This window comes from Dictyobacter formicarum, from assembly GCF_016587435.1.
In genome coordinates this window covers 179,236-199,991 of record NZ_BNJJ01000012.1, presented here as the reverse complement: position 1 = coordinate 199,991, position 20,756 = coordinate 179,236, and the positions used below count along the sequence as shown (strand labels likewise).

Below are 20,756 nucleotides of genomic sequence, written 5' to 3'. Positions count from 1 at the left end.
TTGATTGAGAATAGAGGATCATGTTTAACTATGATTATTTTGAGACCCGTCTGTTGGCCACGCTATCAGTGGTAGGTGAGTATCAGCTTCAATTTCTAGTAGCCGATTATACTTTGCCAGCCGCTCACCATGAGTAATTGAGCCAATTTTGATCTGGTCGCCGGCCCAGCCCACGGCCAGGTCGGCCAGCCAGTTATCTTCAGTTTCTCCACTGCGAGCACTGATTGTAACGCGCCAGTTGGCTGAACGTGCCAGTTGGCACGATTGCGCAGCTTCGCTGAGTGTACCGATTTGATTAACTTTCAGCAACAAGGCATTAGCCGCCTGATTCGCGATGGCACGCTGAATACGTCCGGGATTGGTACACAGGAAATCATCACCCAACACAAGAGTCTGTGACCCGATACGAGCATACAGATCTGGCCAGTTATTCCAGTCGTCTTCGGCCAGCCCATCCTCAATACTGACCAGAGGATAGCGCGATAACCAGTTCCCCAAACGTTCAATCATGGCAGCACTCGACAGCTGTTCATGATCAAGATGATATAGTTTATCCTGATAAAAATGGCTGGATGCTACATCAATGGCCAGCATCACATCTTTTCCCGCTACATAACCAGCCTGTTCAATTGTTTCCACGGCATCCGCTAGCATCGTTTCTGTATCAGGAAATGGTGGCGCCAGACCTCCTTCATCTGCTGTGAGACTGCGGGTGCCATATTTTTTGAAGGTTAACTCGCTGGCAGATTGATAGACGGCAAAGGTCACAGCCAACGCCTCATCCATCGTTTGTGCCGCCGCTGGTACCAGCAGAACATCCTGAATATCCACCTGACCACCGGCATGTTTACCACCACTGAAAAGATTAATAGTGGGTCGCGGTAACGTACGTAAAGGAAGTTCCTGCATATCAGCGAAGTGCTGATAAAGTGGATACTGCCGCTCCTGGGACACCGCGCGCGCAAAGGCCAGTGAGACAGCCAGAATAGCATTAGCTCCCAGACGAGATTTATTCGCGGTAGCATCTAACTCAATTAAAATAGTATCGAGTTCCTGTTGACTGGCGAGTAAGCGTCCTGCCAGTGCAGTATTAATTTCCCCATTAATATTAGCGACGGCTTTACGGCAACCCAGGCCACGATAGCGGGCAGGATCATTGTCTCGCAATTCATGTGCCTCGGCCGCTCCAGTGGAAGCTCCCGAAGGAACCGAAACAATGCCAACGGCTCTACTTTCCAATTCACAACGCGCCTTTACCGTTGGGCGTCCTCGACTATCCAGAATTTCCCAGGCCTTAAGTTGTTTGATGATTGTCGTCATACTGACCGATCCTCTCTATAAACTGCGCAATAAGTGCGGGAATTGTAGCTGGATGGGCATCTATAAAGCTCAAAATAACCTGGCGTTGCCGCACGCGTTCCTGTGCAGAGAAATACTCTAGCATAGAACGGCCAGCGACTCGAGCCAGCATGCAGGCCAGCGTATGGCGAACCGCCCGTTCTTCCAATGCCACCAACCAGGGAACTTCGCCCAGTGATTTCTTATAGCTTTGGAAATAAAGATTTGCGGCCCGCGCAAAATCCTGACGTTGCTCGACAAGATGATGTGATTTGCTCAAAAGATGGGTGAGCGAAAACCCAATATCGAAGGCAGGATCACCATAATGAATGACTTCATGGTCCAATAAAATAAGTTTATCCGCATGCACTAAAATATTTTTTGGACTATAATCGCCATGCACCAGCGTCAATCGGTTGCCGCGGGTTTCCTGAACCAACGTTTGAATAAAGGTATGAGCCTCCGGAACTTGCGCGGCGGTATAGAGATAATAAGGTTCGATGCGTAGCGACTCAAAAAACGAGGTATCCGCAAATACGTTGGCTAGTTCCGTCTGTCGTTCATAGGAATGGCGGTGGATACTTCCCAGCAATTCACCAAACTGAACGACATGTTGAGCTTGTAAGTGGCCTGCTAATAAAAGCGTTTTCCAGTTAGCATGTGGTTGTGGAACGGCTTGCATAGCCAGCAAATGTTGTGTGTGATCTTCAAAAACAAAGGGTGTAATCGTACCGGCAGGAGCCAGTTGTGAGAGCCAGCGGATACCAAGTGCCTCACGATGAATACGCTCAGGACTACTAAACCAGTCAGTGGCCACACGTAACTTTGCGAGCGCTTGTTTGACGACCCAGCTTTCTCCATTGACACGTTGTACAAGCACGGTACGATTAGAGATACCGCCAGCAAGCACCTGAATAACGGGATCTTCACCTGGCCCTATTCGTCCACTCAACTGCAAATAGCGTTGAAGCACACCAGGCTGTTCAATATCCAGCGCACCATCATTGATGTCTTGTTGCATAAGTTCCCTCCCTGCAATATAGATTTAAATGGGGCGTAAGGTAACGGTCCAGGAAGTAATATAAGTGAGGTGTTGTATGTGACCTATAGTTGAAGAAGATTACTGAAAATGCTTCCGTAAGTAACTGCTCTGTACTTGCGGAAGCATTTTCAGTAATCCGGTCTGGTCCTCTTACTGGGCGGCTTTCTGTTCCACCTGTCGATACTGCCAATCTTGCTTGAAAAGATCAAAGAAAACATCTTTATGTGGATGTTCGGCAATGAAATCTTCATTCAGTTTGACACCCAGGCCAGGACCTGACGGTAGCGGGAAACTACCATCAGCTGGATCTACCTCGGGCATGCCAGTTACGACACCTTTGACCCAGGCATCCGCAAAGTCATTAAAGTGCTCCTGGATCTTAAAGTTGGTAGTGCTGGCAGCCAGGTGCAGGGCAGCCACGGTTCCAACCGGGCCACAGACATTATGGGGCGCGATAAGCATGTAGTAGGCATCGGCCCAGGCGGCGATTTTCTTGGTTGCCAGGAGGCCGCCAGAATGGGTGATATCTGCCTGAACAATGTCTGCTGCCTGTAACTCAAATAATTCGCGGAACTCGTAAGGTGTATGTAAACGCTCACCAGTCGCAATTGGAATCCCCAGCGAACTTACGGAGTCACTAACCTTTTTCAAAACCGCCAGATTCTCTGGTGGCACCGGCTCTTCAAACCAGCCTGGAGTGAAGCGAGCCATTTCACGCATCATTTCCGTTGCAGTGGAAGCATTGAAACGTCCATGCATCTCCACAAAAATATCTATCTCGTCGCCAACCGCTGACCGTATGGCCTCAATGAGTGAGATCGCTCGTCGCTTTTCTGGACGACTTAACTCATAGAAGCCAGCTCCAAATGGATCAACCTTGAGTGCGCGATAGCCGCGTGCCACAACTTTCCTGGCGGCCGCGTGGAATTCTTCCGGCGAGCGCTCTACTGTATACCAGCCATTGGCGTAAGCTGGTATGCGTTCTCGAACAGCACCGCCCAGCAGTTGATAAACAGGCACATTAAGGGCCTGCCCCATGATATCCCAGCAAGCAATTTCAACGGCTGCAATTGCCGACATCATGATCTCACTGGGCCGGGCAAAATCGCGCCTGAACATTCGCTGCGTTAGATCCTCAATCTTGAAAGGATCAGATCCCAGAATATGATGTCTAGCAGCTTCATTAAGGTAGCCCAGTAGCGACTCGGTATGATTGACCATGCGAACCTCGCCCACGCCACGCAGTCCCTCATCTGTCTCGACGACTACATATGTTAAATTGCGCCAGGGCGTACCAAGGACAAGTGGACGCACCGCACTGATTTTCATGCTATTTATCCTTTTTTGTATCAGATCATCATCCTACACGCAGAACGATTTTGGTCGCCGCCACACTACCGGCAATCAATTCAGCAAAAGCAGCGGCGCCACCAGCCAGGGGACGTTCTTCCAGCCAGTCTGTTTCGGCCTGCAACAATCCCTGTTGCAGGTAGCCAAAGGCGAGATCAAAATCAACTGGTGTGTAGCTAAAGCTACCACTGATCGTTACTTCTTGCCGGACCAGGTAGTTTGCTTCCAGTGGTGAAGATTCGTGATGGAGGCCAATAAAAACTACCTGCCCACCGGGAACTACGGCCTGGACCGCTTGCGAGCGCGTGCTGTTCAATCCGACTGCATCGATTACCGTATCGACCCCACCCGGGAAGAGCTTTTGAATGGTATCCACAACGTCTTGTTCACCTACATTGATGGTTGCCTGTGCGCCCCAACGGCTCGCAATAGCCAGCCGTGAAGGTGACATATCGCTGATCACAATTTTCTGGATACCCAGTGCCTTTGCGGCGGCCAGACAGAAAAGTCCAATCGGCCCGGCTCCTAGAATCAAAAGACTCTGTTCTGGCTGCACATGTGTCAGAGAGACGGCCCTGACAGAGCAGGCTAGCGGCTCAGTGAGGGAGGCAATTGAGGTCGACATCGTGTCGGGCAAAGGATAACAGAGATGAGCGGGCACAGCCACATAGCCAGCGAAGGCGCCCGGCCGATGGATGCCAATAATCTGTCGAATGCGGCAGAGATTTGGCCGATTGGCCCGACAGCGATCACACTGTCCGCAGGTAATTAAAGGATTGAAGGTAACACGAGTGTCTAAGCGAGCCGGACTATTATCATGAAAGATACCTTCTGTCAACTGCACGACCTGTCCGGCTGCCTCATGGCCCATAACCAGTGGCGGTTTACGCAGACTATTTTCGCCCAGATAGCCGCTCAGCTCTGAACCACAAATACCTGCCGCACTTACCTTGATCAACACCTCGCCTGCTTTGAGGTCAGGTATCCGGGTTGAGCGCAGTTCCATCGTACGTGGCCCAAGCCAGGTTAACGCTTCCATATGTTGCGTATTACTCATCCCCTCTATCCTTTCAGTTTATATTTCTATGTCGTGCATCCGAAAAGACAAGCATTAGCGTAAAACGTTTGTCAATCTTCCTAGATTGCCAACCTCAATTGTTACTTGATCGCCCGCCTTCAACCACGGAAATTCAGGATGTCCCGAGATCACGCCTTCAGGCGTACCAGTGACGATCGTGTCTCCCGGCTCCAACGTAATATACTGACTCAGATAGCTAATGATATAGGGAACAGAGAAAATCATATCCGCAGTGTTTGAGTCCTGGCGTATCTCGCCATTCAGCCAGAGCTTGATGCTCAATTTTTGCGGATCCCCCACCTCATCAGCGGTTACCAGGTAAGGGCCAATGGGCAGAAATTTATCAACCGTTTTTCCAAGCATCCACTGCGACGTGCGGAACTGTAGATCGCGCGCGCTCAAATCATGTCCGTTACAATATCCTAGCACGTAGTTGAGAGCTTCATGCTCTGAAATATTGTGGGCGCGACGTCCGATTACCAGTGCCAGTTCAGCCTCATAATCATACTGTGTAGCGTTGGAGGGCAGAGGAATTTCTTCGCCAGAGCCAGCCAGCGTGTTGGCATATTTAGGAAATAATACTGGCGACTCAGGCACGGGCATATTAGACTCAGCCGCATGGCGACGATAATTCAATCCTACACAGATAATCTTGCCATAACGTGAAGCACTGGGACCATACTGAATGTTCTCTTCGGCCAGCAACCAGTCACCACTTTTACCTGCGGCGGCAGCTACTAACTGGCGTAAGCCCTGTAAATCTACCGCTTCACCACTGCAGAGCTCCTCAAAAGTAGCAGGAACCTGCTGGCTATTCAATGCGGCCCGTGCCGCAGCGACATCGATAATGCCGCGATTAGTTTTGATTCCTAGCTTTAAACCTATCGGTGAATGAAAAGTTAATAGACGCATGGAAGATATTCTCCTTCAAAAAGTTAGATGTACATGGTCAAACACTATAGCTATTCCTGAACATACAAAACACCTGGTTAAGGTTGTTCCTCGATGAGGCGTTGCTCGATATGTTCAAGATGGGTGAGCATCGCATGATGGGCGGCCTGGGGATCATGTGCCTTTAAGGCGGTGATGATCGCCTGGTGATCTTGAATGGTTTGAGCAAAAACACCAGGGAGTGTCGATGTACGTTGGCGACTGGCACGGCCAAGGCTGCGAATGCTAACCATGAAACGCTTTAAAAGAGGATTACGCGCGGCCTGCGTGATTATTTCGTGCAGGTCCAGATCCGCCTGCAGGTACACTTCCGGATTACTGGGGCCAACTTTGGAACGTTCAACGCAAGCCTCAAGTTGAGTGAGTTCTTCTTCTGTGATATGCTGAGCCGCCAGCGCGCAAATGCCGGGCTCTAAAATTTTCCGGGTTTGAAAGAGCTGCAAATAAGTAGAGTCATCCAATGAAAAGACGAAATCAAGATGCTCAACCAGGGCAGATGGTTCCAGTGCTGTAATGTATGCGCCTGATCCATGGCGTAGCTCAACCACACGCATGATCGATAGCGTACGTAACGCTTCGCGTAGAGAAGGACGGCTTACCTGCATCATCGCAGCCAGTTCCCGCTCGGGCGGCAGTTTATCGCCAGGACGCAACTTTTTTTCTCGAATCAGCAGCAAAAGATGACTCACGATATCTTCCGCCACTGCAGATTTTGGTATTACCTGGAATGATGACATCACATACCCTATCCAGTATAGCAACTAAAATTGGTAAGATGACTTGTCCAAAACGTACCATGACAAAATCTTATTGTCAAGTAAATGGCGAGAATAAGTAGTAGAGAAGATACAAAAGAAGCAGGAGGACGAATGTCCTCCCGGAATTTAAAGTGTCGTAATGCGGATAGAACTCAGGCGTAAAATAACTCTGCTACCAGTGAGGTGAATCGGGCCCTCTGAAAGTGTATCAGTTTTTGTACTGATTGCATCGCTGATAGATTTATCATCGATCAAAAGGCTTACGCGATCCCCTGAAACCTCAATGCGGAAAGTGTGCCACTGGGTACCCGGCTCATAATCCATTACTTCAAAACTATCTCGGTCCATAGAACCGAAGGGATCAATGTCGGCTTGTACCTGAGGATGGCTACCATTGGGGCGAACGCTGGTCGATAACAAATTAAGGATACCGGCGCGATAACCATCTTTACCAGGTTGCTTATCAGCACGGATGAGTACATTACCACCATTGCTGGCGACATGTACAATCTGTAGCCGCGCTTCAACTACATAATTAGGAACTTTGGGCTGATAAGGGATGGTTAGCGACAAATTGTCCATTGGCTCGGTCTGCAAATTTTTACCCAGCAGTTTCCAACCAGGTGAAGCGCTCCAATGATCTAAACCAGAAGACCAGTTAGATTCATAGAGTAATGTACCCGCAGGCACTGGTGTGGCGGTGGGTACATGAGGAGGTTGTGTAGGTTTAACCGACGTTGTTCCCCCAATAGTTCCACAGCTAGCAATCCAGAAAGACAAAAAAGCAAGTATAGTTATGCCAGTGGAAGCTCTCAGGCGCTTGATAAAATTGTGCATCATCTTTTCACTTCCTTGTGATTGTCTGCCAAGAGGCAAGCAAAGCTGTCCAATAAAACCAGGCATGCCATTCTCCTTGTACATTGTACATAATAAACATAGATATAAGAGTCCTTATTATATATATACGATGTTGAATTGCTTAACCTCCCATATAAAGACATTAACAGCGGCGAGCAAAGAAAGAATACAAAAGAAGCTTGCCTGTTTTGTCATCCTCGTTATACTAGTGACGTATCCCTATGTTGATGGTGGGTGATAAAGCGGCCCGGTCCAGGGTGGAGTTGATGGGATGGCAAGTGCGGAGGACCACTTTGGCGAGCATGCCAGAGCATTTGGTGAGCAAGTACGCGCAGCGCTAGAGTTGCTCCTGGAAGCGATAAATAAAGCTTCGATAGATAAAAATCAGCTGTTTGAGATAGTTGGGTGTGAGTCCGATGGGACATATCTGTCCATGCGCCATACGCTGGATGCTCTCTACCAGGCCGCGCTAACTATAACTATGCGCCTGATTGTGCTTTTATATATGGAGGCGCGGCACCTGCAGCCTTATCACGGGAGCATGGATCAGCCATATACTAGTCTTGAATTGCTCTATCAAGGATTGCAATGCTCTGCCTCGCAAACTCACTATGGCGCCTGGACTCGTATAAAGCAGCTCTTCTTACTCTGTTATGAGGCCTCAGATACCCATACGCGAGATCTGTCTGTACATAGAGAGCAGTTGTTTCAGCCGGGTGATCAGCACAGTGCTCACGTACTGCAACGAGCACTGGCCATTTTTGAGTCGTGGGACCTCCACCTTCCTGATTCCAGCATCAAACGCCTGCTGACAACATTGAAAACCAGTCGCCCCAACGCACCTCATGCCTGCATCGATTTTAAAGAGTTCGAGACGGAGGTGATTGGCCTGACGCATCAGGACCTATTGGATTGGCAACTCTGCTGGAATGAGCAATACCTGTACCTGGTGCAGAAGGAAGGCGCGCGCAAAGGTTTGGGTACATTTTATACGCCGCCCGAATTGGTCAGGGCGATAACAGAACATACGCTAGAGCCGCTTGTATATAGCAGAGATGACCAGGGAACGCTTATTCCACAGACACCAGAAGAGCTTCTGCGCATAAAAATTTGTGATCCAGCCTGTGGGCCTGGTTTTTTTTCTGCTGGCAGCTCTGCGCTATCTCACAGATGCCTTTTGTAAAGCCTATTTTGTCCATCGTTGCACATCTATGGTCACGCCAGAACAGCGAGCCAATATAGGCAGGCTTGTGGCCGAACAATGCCTCTACGGTGTAGATCTCAGTCCATTTACGATTGAACTGGCGCGTATCAGCCTGTGGATCGAAGTAGGAGCAGCTCAGGCGCCCTTAAACTTTATCGATCACAGGATCAAAGCTGGCAATGCCCTGGTTGGCACCTGGTCTCACCTTTATCTGGAGTATCCCATTATGGCCTGGCTGCGCGAAGGGGGAGATGATAACCATACCCATGGCGTGCACTACTTCGCCCACCAATGGAGTACAGATCTCGCAAAAATGCGCACCGATACCATCAAACCAGAGCTACTACAGCAACTACTTCACTCCCAGGAGCATAAAGCCACCACGACTTTCCTCCATGAACATCCCGTTGCTAAAGACTATCAAGGGCAAAAACGCCTCTTTGATCGCTGGTGTGCGCTCTGGTTCTGGCCGCACGAGCACCTTGACGTTATTCCTACGCCAACTACATTCGCTCAGACGAGCAGCGCAGTAGAACAGATCGTTGCCACCCTGGCCGAAAAAATAGGCTTTTTTCACTGGGAGTTAGAATTTCCTGACGTCTTTAACGCCAACTGCTGGGGCTTTAACGCCATCCTGGCCAATCCACCCTGGGAAATGTTGAAACCTTGTTCACGCGAGTTTTTTCGGAGTTACGATCCGCATTATGTAAGTTATGGCAAGCAAGAAGCATTGGCTGCCCAGCAGCGACTATTTACGCAGGACAAAAAAATCGAGCATGCCTGGTTATCATACCAGGCGTATTTCAAAAATATGGCAAACTGGGTCAAGCATGTGGCTTCCCCATTTGGTGATCCAATGACGGCTTCCGGTGGAGAGTCCTTCAGGCTGTCCTCTGGTCCATTGAACAAACAATTGTATGCTATCTGGCGCAGCCAGCGGGTACGACATCAGCAGCCAGAGAGCAATACGCACCCACCATTTCGTTACCAGGGTACGGCCGATTTGAATAACTATAAATTGTTTCTAGAACTGGCACACTATCTGCTCCAGCCACGCGGACAGCTTGGGATGCTGGTGCCTGCCGCTATTTATACAGACCAGGGTGCCGTCGCGCTAAGGCGATTGTTTTTAGAGCAGTGTCAATGGCGATTATTATTTGGATTTGTGAATCGACGGCGCATTTTTGCCATTCATAGCTCCTTTAAATTTGTGATCATGCTATTAGAAAAAGGCGGCTGCACCGAGCAGTTAATGCTGACTTTTAATCAGGAAGATCCGCAGGCATTATCAGAGCGGGGAGAACAGCATCTATTATCTATCCCGCGCCAGAAGATTGGATCTTTTAGCCCAACATCCCAGACTATTCTTGAGCTCCATGACCAACGGGATCTGGACATCCTGGAAAAAGTTTATCAACAGAGCGTGTTGTTAGGAGCGCAGACAGAACAAAGTTGGCGCCTGCGCTATGCGCGCGAGTTGGATATGACCAACGATTCTCATCTTTTTGCGCCAGTTCAGCAATGGCAATCCCGGGGCTATGCACCAGACATATTTGGACGCTGGATCGATCGCCAGGGCAGGATGGCTTTGCCCTTATATGAAGGGCGCATGATTGGTGCCTTTGATCCCGCTCACAAAGGATGGGTGCACGGAAAAGGACGGAGCGCGCAGTGGCAGGATTTACCCTGGACCCACAAGCGCTTACAACCTCAATTTCTCCTGGCTGCGGAGGCCTATCGGAGTAACATGAAAGCTGTAGTGGGCAACAAACTGGCTTTTATGGATATTTGTTCGCCCAGTAATGTGCGTTCGATGTATGCCAGCATCGTTAATGGTTTACCCTGTGGCAATGTGACACCGGTATTGCAGCCCGCTAACAGTAGCATCGCCAGTGTGGCGGCCCTGGCAGCCAATCTTAATTCGCTCGTTTATGACTACTTTTTGCGCTGCCGCTTAGGAGGCGTCCATCTGAATTATTTCATTATTGCCGAGACACCTCTGGTATTACCAGAACGCATACATACGACCGGTTGCGCTCGATTGGCGGCCCGGCTGAACTTGATTATGCCCGGATTTGCTCCTCAATGGCTAGAGCTACGAACCCTATATCCAGAACTGGGACAGCACCATTGGCGTCAGCTCTGGGCGGTGACCGAACATGAGCGCTTACGATTACGCTGTATGCTGGACGCCATTATTGCTGACCTATATGGACTCGACTACGCGGATCTTGCCTGGATTTTGCGCGCCGATCGTCGGCATATCAAGGGTTTCTGGCGTGTAGATAAGGAGAAACCAGAGGCTGTGCGTCAGACCACCCTCACATTGCTGGCTTTTGATCACCTCAGATGCGTAGGGCGCGAGGCTTTTGAAGCGGAAGGCTGGCAGTTTCCAGCCAACATTGCCCATCAGCTGGGACCACGCTTTACGGACTGGCAGAGTCAGGGCTGCGTTTCAGAGAGCTGGCGAGAGTGTGAGACCCTGGCCGCTCAATTTTCTAGTTATCATGCCCTTTGCCATCACTGACGTTAGAAATAAGATCAGATTTTACTTGTATTTACCATGAGAAATGATCCCAACGGGCAGTAAGCTAAAACTTTGATACCATGTAACGGGCTGATCGCATATACTTATACTATCGAACAGGGGTGATGTAGTAAGCGATTACGGTTGAGCAGTTGGGCAATCAGGGGGATTATGAAGGGAGGAATGTCACATGCATGGTGATCAAGAACATAACCGAGCAGTCAAACAGACCGCCTATCTATGGACATGGTGGCAAGGAGATCCTTTACCTTTCTTCGCAGAGATAAAGGGTTGGCATGTAGAGACATCGGATGATGTACCCATGATAGCAAAAATGTCTAATATAAGCAAAAAAAGTGCTGAAGCCCGTTTTCAAATGGGACATCTACCATACCTGGCTTATCTAGACAATAACCTGGTAGCCTATGGGTGGTCCGCCGTGCGAGAAGCTGAATTCGGCAGCCCTGGCATCCATTTCCAGCTACCTCTGCATAACCTGTATCTCTACCACTTTATGACACTGCTACCATGGCGCGGCCACGGCTTCTATCCACGTTTGTTACAGGAAGTGATTAAACGCTCGGAGGCTGATTATCAACGCTTCTGGATTATCCATCAAATCTCTAATCAAGCCTCCAGAAATGGTATTGCCAGGGCTGGCTTCCACATTGCGGATAGCATTGTGCACGTAGCGAAAAATGGCCAGGCCCTATTGCCTGAGGCCAATGAAGATCGAGCACGAGCCGGCGCGGAATTGTTGGGACTACCGCTGTTGGCAAGACACTGACGTATGGTACGGTATATAATATTTTACTGCTACTGGACGTCCCAATCTCTTTTTTATGTTGGTGCAAAACATGCGCTGTGCGCATGTTTTGCACCAACATAAAAAAAACCTCTTTTGAGCTCCGCAGGAGCGTAGCGTGAGGCGAAGAGACCACGATGGGCGTGGGAGTCAGACACAGTCTAGTAGCGGCCTGGGTTAGGCTGTGTACTATCGAGGTCGGTAAAACTAGACTCTCGAGCCACCTTTTTGAATGCAATATTTTTCACGAGATCTATGATATTGAATGGAGCAAATAATCTATGCAAAAAACAATTGAATTTGACCAGTTGACTATTCGCCAGGCCACACGTGCCGATGTGCCTGCGATTGTACGCCTGCTGGCCGATGATATTCTGGGAAAACAACGCGAATACGATCAAGATCCTTTGCCCCAGGCGTATTACACAGCGTTTGAACGGATTGATAGAGATCCAAATAATGAATTGATCGTGGTTGATCTGGCTGGAGAAGTGATTGGCACACTTCAGTTTACTCTTATTCCTTTGCTCAGTTTTCAGGGTAGCACACGGGCCCAGATTGAGGCGGTGCGCGTTGATCAGCGCTATCGGAGTCATGGCATCGGCCGCTATCTATTTGAATGGGCAATTGAGCGGGCACGACAGTCCGGTTGTCGGTTGGTACAACTTACCACCAATGCCAGCCGCGCCGATGCGCACCGCTTCTATGAGCGCCTTGGCTTTGTTAGCTCACACGTCGGTATGAAGCTGGATCTCATCAAAACACCCGCCAACCAACAGGCACAATAGTTACTTCGCCGGTAATTATATCTATGAAAGCAGGTCCAAAGCGGGAGGTGCAGGTACGTCGCGATCCAGCGGATGGGCGGCGAGCCCTCCTGCCGGGGGCATAATCTAGTCCCCACAAAATCCTCTTCCTCTCCCCGCCGCAGGCGGAAAGCGTGATTTTTAGATAAAAAACCTTGACATGGAGATGCCTTTTAGCTTACTATTATTTGTATGAACGACCAACCAAAAACGAAACAGAAAAGAACCTGGACCCATCAGGCGGACAATCGAGAACGTTTGATCGCGGCGGGCTCGGCTATTCTGGCTGAGAAGGGGATTGAAGCGACAACCGTGAAGGAAATTGCTCGGCGTGCTGATGTCTCGCCTGGCCTGTTTCATTACTATTTTGCCACTAAAGACGATTTGTTGCTGGCGGTGGTCTATGAAGCAGGTGCCCGTTTTAATCAGCAGCTGATGCGAGAGTTGCAGAGCATCTCAGCTCAAAAGCAATTTCCTGAAATCGCTATGCTGGCGGTAGCCGCGGTGAGTCGCAGAGATCCGACATGGTATCGATTGCGCTATGAACTTTACGCCCTTGGCCTGCGCAATCCCGATTTTATGCCCGCCGTGGCCGAGATGATTGCTAAGGGGCGCCAGAGTATCGTTCAGACGATTCAGGAGCATACCGGTATGAATGAGGAGCAGGCACAGGCCGTTGCCGCGATCTTTCACGCTTGCACCGATGGACTTGCGCTTCAGCAAATTGCCCAACCCGGCCTCGATCTTACTGAAGCTTATCGTCTGGTTCAGAGTCTGCTCATGGTTGAAGCGCCAACAGACAAATAAAAAATTTTCTCTGTAAATTTGGTTGGCCGTACAAACAAATATTTTAGTTGTTACTGGTTGAGTGTGTATCCGAATAGTATCGTAGCGATCTGATAAAAGAGGAGCGAACCGATGACTACTATCTCATTAGAGAACAATGTGGTAACTACTATTAATACCTTTATTGTTGAGTCTCAACATCAACAGCACGCCCTCGAATTGCTGATTGAGATTGCCAGAGATCTGCGTCGGGCTGAGCCTGGTTTTCTCTCCGCCAACTTTCATAAGAGCGCGGATGGTACGCGTGTGGTGAACTATGCCCAGTTTACTGATCAGGAGTCGGCGCGCAAAGTTGGCGCGAAGGTGATAAATGACAAAGACGACCAGCGATTGGCCGAGCTTCGTGACATTGTCACCCCTGATTCTCGTGTATACGAGCTCTGCGCTGTTCTCGAAGGATAAGAAAAGGATTGCAGGAGGGTGAGTCTGATGACGAAGACATATCGGGTGACATTTTTCGTGCGTCTTGGTAATCTGTTCGCAACAACCATGACGCGTTTAGGCTTGAGAATGGGGCCAATCCAGCTACTCACGGTGCGTGGCCGTAAAAGTGGCGAGCCACGTACAACTCCGGTCGCTGTAGTTGAGCAGGATGGCGAACGCTACCTTGTGGCTCCATATGGGGCAGTCAACTGGGTGCGCAATCTACGAGCAGCTGGCGAAGCTATCCTCACGCGTGGTCGTTCTTCTGAAACTATTCGAGCGCGGGAACTCACGCCGCAAGAGGCCGCTCCCATTCTGAAAAACTCACTGGGTGGAGGTGGCATCTTCACCCATGGCTACTTTAATGTGACCTCGGAATCCCCTTTACAGGATTTCGAGCGCGAAGCCCCACAGCATCCGGTGTTTGTGATCCAGCGCGCTTTTACGGTTGCTTAAGGCTTCAGAGGCAGTCCCCAGATGATGCTGCAGGCAACCTGAAAGGGCACGATTCCATCGGGATAGGTGGCCGCCAAATTTTTCTGGCCTCCTGGTCAAAGGTGGCTGCCTGCTCTGCGCCCATATGCTCTCTGGGGAAGCCGCTGCGGGCGTGATAGGACACGATATAGTTGTTGATGGATTGGGGATAAGGGATGCAATAAAAAGTAAATATATGCGATAACACATAAAAAAGGATTGCGCCATCCATCCATAGAAATGCACAATCCCTAAGATTGTACACTATCCATCCATAGAAATGCACAATCTTTTGTTCTGTATGTGTAACCGTGTAAGGGACTCCTGCGCCTACTTAGATTAACCACATCCATGTGGGAATCTGGTGAGCGCTTGAGTCGCTTTCCTTACTCGGCCATATACAGTGTGACAAGGTAGGTAGCTGAGCCGCTATGATGTGCATGCATCTCCCAGAAGCTCTACATAACATATTGTTGACAGCTCAACCATATGTCCAGACCTAAAAATAAAAATTATCTTTCGTCCCTGAAGGATAGCGATAAAAAGTCAACTAGAGAGCTGATTTTGTTATGCACCCCATGTTTGCTGCTCTATCCAAAGGTATAGATGCTAGCAGCAGACGTGCGACAAAATAAGACATACCATTAGTTGCTTTTATCTGATAAAAATATATACTAAAAATAACGCAATGTCAATATAATTGAGGGTATTTTTGATTGCTTTAAGGTAATAGTCATAAGTTGTGCTTATAGTGTTCGCAAGCCATCAAAAATAGCACGAATGTGTAACACTTCTGAGAATGCGAGCAATGAATTCACAAAGGTGTGGAAAAATATCAGGCCAGCCACACGGTTTCATCCCAGAGAGGAAGGGGAATGATGTGATTTGCCTGGTGGGCTGCATGGCTGCTGAGCAACTGGGAGACAGTGACGCCGATCAGGCGTACGCGCTTGGGTTCTCCTTTTAGTTGTTCCTGCACAATGGGCGTGAGGAGCGCGACTATGCTATCAGCGTCCTGTACCGCCTGGAGAACGGTGACGCGGCGCGTCATCAATTGAAAGTTGTTCCAACGTAGTTTGAGGATAACTGTCTTTCCATACAGATCCAGTTCTCGCAGGCGGCGCTCGACCAGCTCTGCCATCTGGCGCATGATCTGGATGACGCGCTCGGGATCGCTGATATCTTCAACTAGGGTCGTTTCTTTGCCGACTGATTTGCGGATACGCGTTGGTTGGACCGGGCGCTCATCTTGTCCGCGCACATAGTGGTAGAGAATGCTTCCCTGTTTGTGCAACAGTTGCTGCAGTTCTTGTTCGGTCAGACGCTTCAGGTCGGCGCCTGTTTCGATATCTATTTCATGTAGGCGGGCAGCAGTAACTTTGCCGACACCGAAGAATTTATCAATCGGTGTTTGTTCTAAGAACTCAACGGCACGCTCGGGAGGAATTACTGTCAGACCATCTGGTTTGCGGTAGTCAGAGGCTAGCTTGGCAATAAATTTGTTGAAAGAGACGCCTGCTGAGGCGGTGAGGCGAGTTTCGGCATATATCTGTTGCTTGATGGCTCGCGCCACCTGCGTGGCCGAAGCAATGCCCTGGCGATTATTCGTCACGTCCAGGTATGCCTCATCTAAAGAGAGTGGCTCAACCAGTTCCGTGTAGCTGCGGAAGATCTGCATAATCTGGGATGAAACTGCACGGTAGGTATCGAAGCGTGGTCGAACAAAGATAGCATGGGGACAACGCTGATATGCCTTCTGCGCTGACATTGCGGAATGAATGCCATATTGGCGCGCCTCATAAGAGCAGGTTGCTACCACTCCTCGACGCTGCGGATCTCCTCCCACCACAACTGGCTTACCCCGCAACTCAGGATGATCGCGTTGCTCAATTGAAGCATAGAATGCATCCATATCTATATGTATAATCTTTCGCGTTGGCTGCATTCTCGTTTCCTGCTCCTGAAGCTACTTACCACCATCTCTGGTGTGCTGTTAGTACGGCTATAGCGACAGATCTCATCATATCATTTGTGATTTCTCTTTGCTATAGCTTATGTTTACCTGTGCGTTTTAGTAATTCCTCATGTTTGCTGCGCACCACCGGGTCTTGTGGATCCAGTTGCCGTGCGTGCTCATAGGCAGCAAGCGCTTCTTCATGACGACCAAGGCGCCGTAGAATAGTGCCTCGATCGGAATAGGTCTGGGCTAGCGTTGGATTATAGCGTAGGGATTGATCGTAGGCATCCAGGGCCTCGGCATATCTCTTCAGGCTATAGAGGATTTTGCCTTTATTGATGTAGGCGGTCGCATCTGTTGGGGCCAATTGAATAATATGCTCAAAGTCCGCCAGTGCCTCCTCATAGCGATAAAGTTTACGCAACGTTATACCCTGGTGATAATAGAAGAGTACATTCTTTGGATCTAATTGGATCGCATGTTCATAAATAGCCAGTGCTGCCTCATAGTGTTTGAGCTCGTGCAGTACTTCGCCATGCTGCTCCAATAAGCTTAAATAGCCAGGGCGGAGACTATCGATCTCTGGATGCCGCTTTAGCCAGTCTGCCGTTGTTTGTAGTGCATGCGCGATCTGCTCACTATTACCATATTGCTTCACGATGGTCAAATAAGTGATCCATACCGTATGCTGTTCAGGATGCTGCTCCAGCCAGGCGACCAACGACTCCAATGCGGTATTGTGTTGTTCTTCGCTACCATGCTGTTTAATCAACTTTAGATAGGCGGTCCAGACGTGGACGCAATCCATGTGTTGCTCCAGCCAGTTGCCAGTCCGGGCAATCTCCAGCTCAATTATGCTGGCTGTTCCATAGTGTTCAACCAGGCGGAGATAGGCTGCGCGCACAAAAACGTCATCTTTATGGGTATCCAGCCAGCATGCTGTAAAATCGAGGGCCAGACGGATCTGGCTTTCGTTCCCATAGTATTTAAGGAGTTTTAAGTAGACGGCTGGGATACTGATATCCTTATTAGCTGGTAGCGACATTAAGTAGCGGCTAGTAATGGTCAGGGCACGCAAGATCTGGGGCGTGGAACCGCAGTATTCTACCAGGTCTAGATACGTTTCCAGCACAAAAGCGTCCAGGTTGTTGTTGTTTAGCCAGGCCGTTGTTAGATCGAGTGCTCTCAGGGCCTGTTCGCGGGAACCATAGCGTCTGATCAGACTTAGATACATTGTGAGGAGATAACCATCAGAGGCTTCAGTTGCCAGCCAGTCAGTTGTAAAGCGTAGTGCCTCATGGATTTGCTCGTCAGTGCCATGATATTTAATTTGTTGTAGATAAACGGTGAGCAGATAAGGATTGGCGCTATGCAGCGTGAGCCATCGGTTGGTGAAGTCCAGTGCCTGCTGGAGCCGTGCCGCCGAGCCATGGCGACCAAGTAAATTCAGGTAGGCTGAGAGCAAATATGCGCTGGTGCTGGCAAGCGTTAAGAGTTGCTCCGTAAAATTCAGCATCTCCTGGATGGTTCTTTGCTCTCCATGTTTGCTAACAAAATTCAAATAGTGAACCAGCAGATTATCATCAGGCGTATTGGTTTGTAGCCAGTTTCCCACCAGGACGATGATCTCGCTAATCTGTGCTCTATTTCCAGCATGCTCAACGAGTTCGATCACGTGCGTAAGGGCGTTACTGCTCTGTTGTAAGAGTGGAGCCCAGGAGGCTAGTGAGTCTAGAAAAGTTGCTATCTGCTGCGGGGTACCGGAACGATCTAGCAACCTGATATAGGTCGTGAGAATATGAACGTTTTTTGTATGTCCAGCCAGCCAGGCTGTCAAATTATTAATCAAGGCCTTGAGTTGTGGTGGGGATGCATGTTGTTCGGTCAGCTCTAGATACGTTTTGACTTCGATGCTTTGACGCTTAGGTGTCAGCCAGTTGATTGCTTGCTCGATGGCCAGTGTCATATGTTGAGCATTACCTCGACGCAGCACCAGTCCCATATATGCTATGCGCACCCCTGAATCCTGGAGATGGACAGCTGGTAAGGTAGTTGTAGAGACAATTGCCATATCGACCTGTTGTGTATTGCCGTAGCGCTCAACCAATTTTAGATATGTTGCCCGCAGCCTGGCTTCATCAGGATGGATGGCCAGCCAGCCGATCGTTGCATCAATGACTTTCTGAATGGTTTTTGGTTCTCCATAGCGGTAGAGGAGCTTGAGATAAGCATTGCGCACATAAGGATCTTGTGGATGGGCAACCAGCCAGCTGGCTGTCTGCTTAAGCGCCTCAACGATATCTTCGGGCGATCCCCATTGTCCTATTAAGTTTAGATACATGGCACGCGTATTAACACTTTGTGGATTCATCTGCAGCCAGGTCTGTGTGGTGTGGATCGCGGTTTGCACCTGTTCTGCCGTACCATACTGTTCGACAATTTTGAGGTAAGTCACACGGATAGCACTGACCTGAGTATTGCTAGCCAGCCATGACGCGGTTTCATCGATAGTTTGCGAGATTTGTTCAGGATGGGCATAATGGCTGATCAGCTCTAAGTGGGTCGTACGGATAGCATGATTTTGAGGTTGTGTGGCCAGGCTATGTGTGGTCAGCTCAATGGCGGCTAGAATTTGTTCCTCGGTCCCATAGTGCCGCATGAGATCCAGATATGTGCGCAGAACGTTGGTATCGGGAATATTCATAATAACTTGAAAATCATCTACATTGAGGATGGCACTGATCAACTCTATATTGCTACGACGTTCTAGCGATTTCAAATACACCTGACGAACATAGTTGTCCTGAGGATTGGCGGCCAGCCAATCAGCGGTATTGGCGAGCAGGGCCATTATCTGCTCATGTGTACCACAGTGCTCCACAAATTTAAAATACGCCTGACGAATATTTGAGCTGGCTGGATGCTGTTCTAGCCAGTGGGCTGTTGTCTCGATTAAACGGGTAATCTGTTCATCTGTACCGCAGCGTTCAACAAAGGTCAGGTAAGTCTGGCGCACATGGGTATCTTCGCTATGCTGCGAGAGCCAATCAAAGGTCTGTTCAATCACCTGCGTGATCATTTCCGGTGTGCCGTAGCGCTCCACCAGGCCGAGATAGGTATGGCGGACCTGCGTATCATCAGGATTTTTCTGTAGCCACTGTTCGGTTGCGTGCAGCTGGTCCGCCAGTTGTTCTGCGGTGCCCCAGTGCTCGATAAACTTTAGATAAATCTGGCGCACGTTGATATTTTGGGGATTGTCGTCTAACCAGCGGGCCGTTTCTTGTAGTAGGTGTGAGATATCGGACAGCGTGCCGTGGCGTTCAATAAAGCCCAGATAGGTATGGCGTACATTGGTATCTTGAGGATTGGCTTCTAACCAGTGCGCGACCTTACTCATTAACGCCGATTTCTGTTCCGCGTTGCCCTTTTGCTCCGTTTGTTTGATCGCGGCTATCCAATCCAGTTCGGTCTCGGGTGTCCTATGGAGTCCCTCTAGCGTAACCTGTTCAGCCTTGTTGATATCTCCTACTATAGTATAGAGTTGGGCCCAGTTGATTAATTCGGCATTACCACAGGCAGTGATCAAAGTGTGCAGTTTGGATTCGTGTTTGATCAGCGCGCGATGAATAGTTGAGTGCGAGGTTTCGCGCGCCACATATTCGAGCAAGCGTTGCAGAAACATACGTTGCTCGCGTCTGGTAACACTGGTTGCTGCGATGTAGGTGTCGAGTAGTTGTGCCGGATCTGACTGGTAGAAATGGATAGCGGTCCGAGCGACAAGTGGACTGACAGTGCGAATGAGGGCCGGAAAATTGCTGTCCCGAAAGATGAGATCCTGGTTGGCGGGGTGGGACAGGGCGCTATCGATAGCGATTGTGGGCTCCAGCTGTGGCAGCAAAGACTCGGGAATCGCCAGCTCATATTGACCGGCAAAATAAATATATTCGAAGAGCTGATAGAGTTGCTTATGATAGTACTGTAATGTAGACAAACTCTCATATACGCTGGAGGCAAAGTCTTCTTCAGTCAGTGGACCAGGAACGGCTGATAAGTGAGCAAGAGGTGTCGTATTAGTCAGGCTGTTAAGGGGTAAGTTTATAATCGAATCGGTGTCATCATTCATGGGTTTTAATACTTTCTCTTGCTATACCGAACTAACTCCATGTGTATCTTTCTCTTCAATCCTTGCTATTGGCAACAAACTCCTTCGGGTGACCGGATGGGTAACAAATTAGTGATGTTTAATATACTAGAAATTTACTGACAATACAATAAAAATTAAAAAAAGAAAATACTTTTATTGTTGTTTACACAAGGAATATAAGTGAATAGATTTGAG

General features: G+C 49.2%; 16 protein-coding genes. 7 read left to right on the top strand and 9 right to left on the bottom strand.

Annotation, left to right across the window (positions count from 1 at the left end; genetic code table 11):
• Positions 1–24: 24 nt before the first annotated feature.
• The 7 genes from eno to JMI88_RS21555 form a co-directional block, all read right to left on the bottom strand.
• A complete protein-coding gene (gene eno / locus JMI88_RS21585) occupies positions 25–1,320 on the bottom strand; it encodes a phosphopyruvate hydratase (protein ID WP_201364042.1) in 1,296 nt (431 codons plus the stop codon).
• Positions 1,295–2,359: a phosphotransferase family protein gene (locus JMI88_RS21580; protein ID WP_201364041.1), complete on the bottom strand. Its 1,065-nt coding sequence runs from the start codon at positions 2,357–2,359 to the stop codon at positions 1,295–1,297. Before JMI88_RS21580 ends, eno begins: the two co-directional genes overlap by 26 nt.
• A gap of 171 nt (positions 2,360–2,530) precedes the next feature.
• On the bottom strand, positions 2,531–3,709 hold the full coding sequence (locus JMI88_RS21575) for a mandelate racemase/muconate lactonizing enzyme family protein (protein WP_201364040.1): 1,179 nt from the start codon (positions 3,707–3,709) through the stop codon (positions 2,531–2,533).
• A gap of 28 nt (positions 3,710–3,737) precedes the next feature.
• A complete protein-coding gene (locus JMI88_RS21570; RefSeq protein WP_201364039.1) occupies positions 3,738–4,787 on the bottom strand; it encodes a galactitol-1-phosphate 5-dehydrogenase in 1,050 nt (349 codons plus the stop codon).
• Between the two features lie 54 nt (positions 4,788–4,841).
• Positions 4,842–5,720 carry a fumarylacetoacetate hydrolase family protein gene (locus tag JMI88_RS21565; RefSeq protein WP_201364038.1) on the bottom strand — a complete coding sequence of 293 codons (879 nt, stop codon included), beginning with the start codon at positions 5,718–5,720 and terminating at the stop codon, positions 4,842–4,844.
• A gap of 77 nt (positions 5,721–5,797) precedes the next feature.
• Positions 5,798–6,448 carry a FadR/GntR family transcriptional regulator gene (locus tag JMI88_RS21560; protein ID WP_201364037.1) on the bottom strand — a complete coding sequence of 217 codons (651 nt, stop codon included), beginning with the start codon at positions 6,446–6,448 and terminating at the stop codon, positions 5,798–5,800.
• Positions 6,449–6,643: 195 nt separating this feature from the next.
• Positions 6,644–7,357, bottom strand: a complete 714-nt coding sequence (locus JMI88_RS21555) for a 3-keto-alpha-glucoside-1,2-lyase-like domain-containing protein (RefSeq protein WP_201364036.1) — start codon at positions 7,355–7,357, stop codon at positions 6,644–6,646.
• Between the two features lie 289 nt (positions 7,358–7,646).
• Between JMI88_RS21555 and JMI88_RS21550 the strand changes: the two genes are divergently transcribed.
• The 7 genes from JMI88_RS21550 to JMI88_RS21520 all read left to right on the top strand — a co-directional run bounded on the left by JMI88_RS21550 (position 7,647) and on the right by JMI88_RS21520 (position 14,442).
• Positions 7,647–8,558 (top strand): DNA methyltransferase family protein, encoded by a 912-nt coding sequence (locus tag JMI88_RS21550; protein WP_201364035.1) that lies wholly within the window; start codon positions 7,647–7,649, stop codon positions 8,556–8,558.
• Positions 8,488–11,106 carry an Eco57I restriction-modification methylase domain-containing protein gene (locus tag JMI88_RS21545; protein ID WP_201364034.1) on the top strand — a complete coding sequence of 873 codons (2,619 nt, stop codon included), beginning with the start codon at positions 8,488–8,490 and terminating at the stop codon, positions 11,104–11,106. The genes JMI88_RS21550 and JMI88_RS21545 overlap by 71 nt, the downstream gene beginning before the upstream one ends.
• 190 nt (positions 11,107–11,296) lie before the next feature.
• The gene (locus tag JMI88_RS21540) at positions 11,297–11,893 is read left to right on the top strand and encodes a hypothetical protein (protein ID WP_201364033.1); all 597 of its coding nucleotides are present in this window, start codon (positions 11,297–11,299) and stop codon (positions 11,891–11,893) included.
• Between the two features lie 299 nt (positions 11,894–12,192).
• Positions 12,193–12,699 (top strand): GNAT family N-acetyltransferase, encoded by a 507-nt coding sequence (locus tag JMI88_RS21535; protein ID WP_201364032.1) that lies wholly within the window; start codon positions 12,193–12,195, stop codon positions 12,697–12,699.
• A gap of 210 nt (positions 12,700–12,909) precedes the next feature.
• Complete coding sequence (locus JMI88_RS21530) at positions 12,910–13,524, top strand: TetR/AcrR family transcriptional regulator (protein ID WP_201364031.1); 615 nt, start codon at positions 12,910–12,912, stop codon at positions 13,522–13,524.
• Positions 13,525–13,635: 111 nt separating this feature from the next.
• Complete coding sequence (locus tag JMI88_RS21525) at positions 13,636–13,965, top strand: antibiotic biosynthesis monooxygenase (protein ID WP_201364030.1); 330 nt, start codon at positions 13,636–13,638, stop codon at positions 13,963–13,965.
• A 27-nt stretch (positions 13,966–13,992) separates the two neighbouring features.
• Positions 13,993–14,442, top strand: a complete 450-nt coding sequence (locus tag JMI88_RS21520; protein ID WP_201364029.1) for a nitroreductase family deazaflavin-dependent oxidoreductase — start codon at positions 13,993–13,995, stop codon at positions 14,440–14,442.
• Between the two features lie 853 nt (positions 14,443–15,295).
• Here JMI88_RS21520 and dinB read toward each other — a convergent pair.
• Positions 15,296–16,405, bottom strand: coding sequence for a DNA polymerase IV (gene dinB / locus JMI88_RS21515; protein WP_201364028.1), 1,110 nt, complete (start codon positions 16,403–16,405; stop codon positions 15,296–15,298).
• A gap of 100 nt (positions 16,406–16,505) precedes the next feature.
• Positions 16,506–20,540, bottom strand: a complete 4,035-nt coding sequence (locus JMI88_RS21510) for a tetratricopeptide repeat protein (protein WP_201364027.1) — start codon at positions 20,538–20,540, stop codon at positions 16,506–16,508.
• Positions 20,541–20,756: the final 216 nt, after the last annotated feature.

Excerpts from the sequence above, each read along its gene's own strand:
- eno (WP_201364042.1), bottom strand. The coding sequence starts at position 1,320 with ATGACGACAATCATCAAACAACTTAAGGCCTGGGAAATTCTGGATAGT.
- JMI88_RS21580 (WP_201364041.1), bottom strand. The coding sequence starts at position 2,359 with ATGCAACAAGACATCAATGATGGTGCGCTGGATATTGAACAGCCTGGT.
- JMI88_RS21575 (WP_201364040.1), bottom strand. The coding sequence starts at position 3,709 with ATGAAAATCAGTGCGGTGCGTCCACTTGTCCTTGGTACGCCCTGGCGC.
- JMI88_RS21570 (WP_201364039.1), bottom strand. The coding sequence starts at position 4,787 with ATGAGTAATACGCAACATATGGAAGCGTTAACCTGGCTTGGGCCACGT.
- JMI88_RS21565 (WP_201364038.1), bottom strand. The coding sequence starts at position 5,720 with ATGCGTCTATTAACTTTTCATTCACCGATAGGTTTAAAGCTAGGAATC.
- JMI88_RS21555 (WP_201364036.1), bottom strand. The coding sequence starts at position 7,357 with ATGATGCACAATTTTATCAAGCGCCTGAGAGCTTCCACTGGCATAACT.
- JMI88_RS21550 (WP_201364035.1), top strand. The coding sequence starts at position 7,647 with ATGGCAAGTGCGGAGGACCACTTTGGCGAGCATGCCAGAGCATTTGGT.
- JMI88_RS21540 (WP_201364033.1), top strand. The coding sequence starts at position 11,297 with ATGCATGGTGATCAAGAACATAACCGAGCAGTCAAACAGACCGCCTAT.
- JMI88_RS21535 (WP_201364032.1), top strand. The coding sequence starts at position 12,193 with ATGCAAAAAACAATTGAATTTGACCAGTTGACTATTCGCCAGGCCACA.
- JMI88_RS21530 (WP_201364031.1), top strand. The coding sequence starts at position 12,910 with ATGAACGACCAACCAAAAACGAAACAGAAAAGAACCTGGACCCATCAG.
- JMI88_RS21525 (WP_201364030.1), top strand. The coding sequence starts at position 13,636 with ATGACTACTATCTCATTAGAGAACAATGTGGTAACTACTATTAATACC.
- JMI88_RS21520 (WP_201364029.1), top strand. The coding sequence starts at position 13,993 with ATGACGAAGACATATCGGGTGACATTTTTCGTGCGTCTTGGTAATCTG.
- dinB (WP_201364028.1), bottom strand. The coding sequence starts at position 16,405 with ATGCAGCCAACGCGAAAGATTATACATATAGATATGGATGCATTCTAT.
- JMI88_RS21510 (WP_201364027.1), bottom strand. The coding sequence starts at position 20,540 with ATGAATGATGACACCGATTCGATTATAAACTTACCCCTTAACAGCCTG.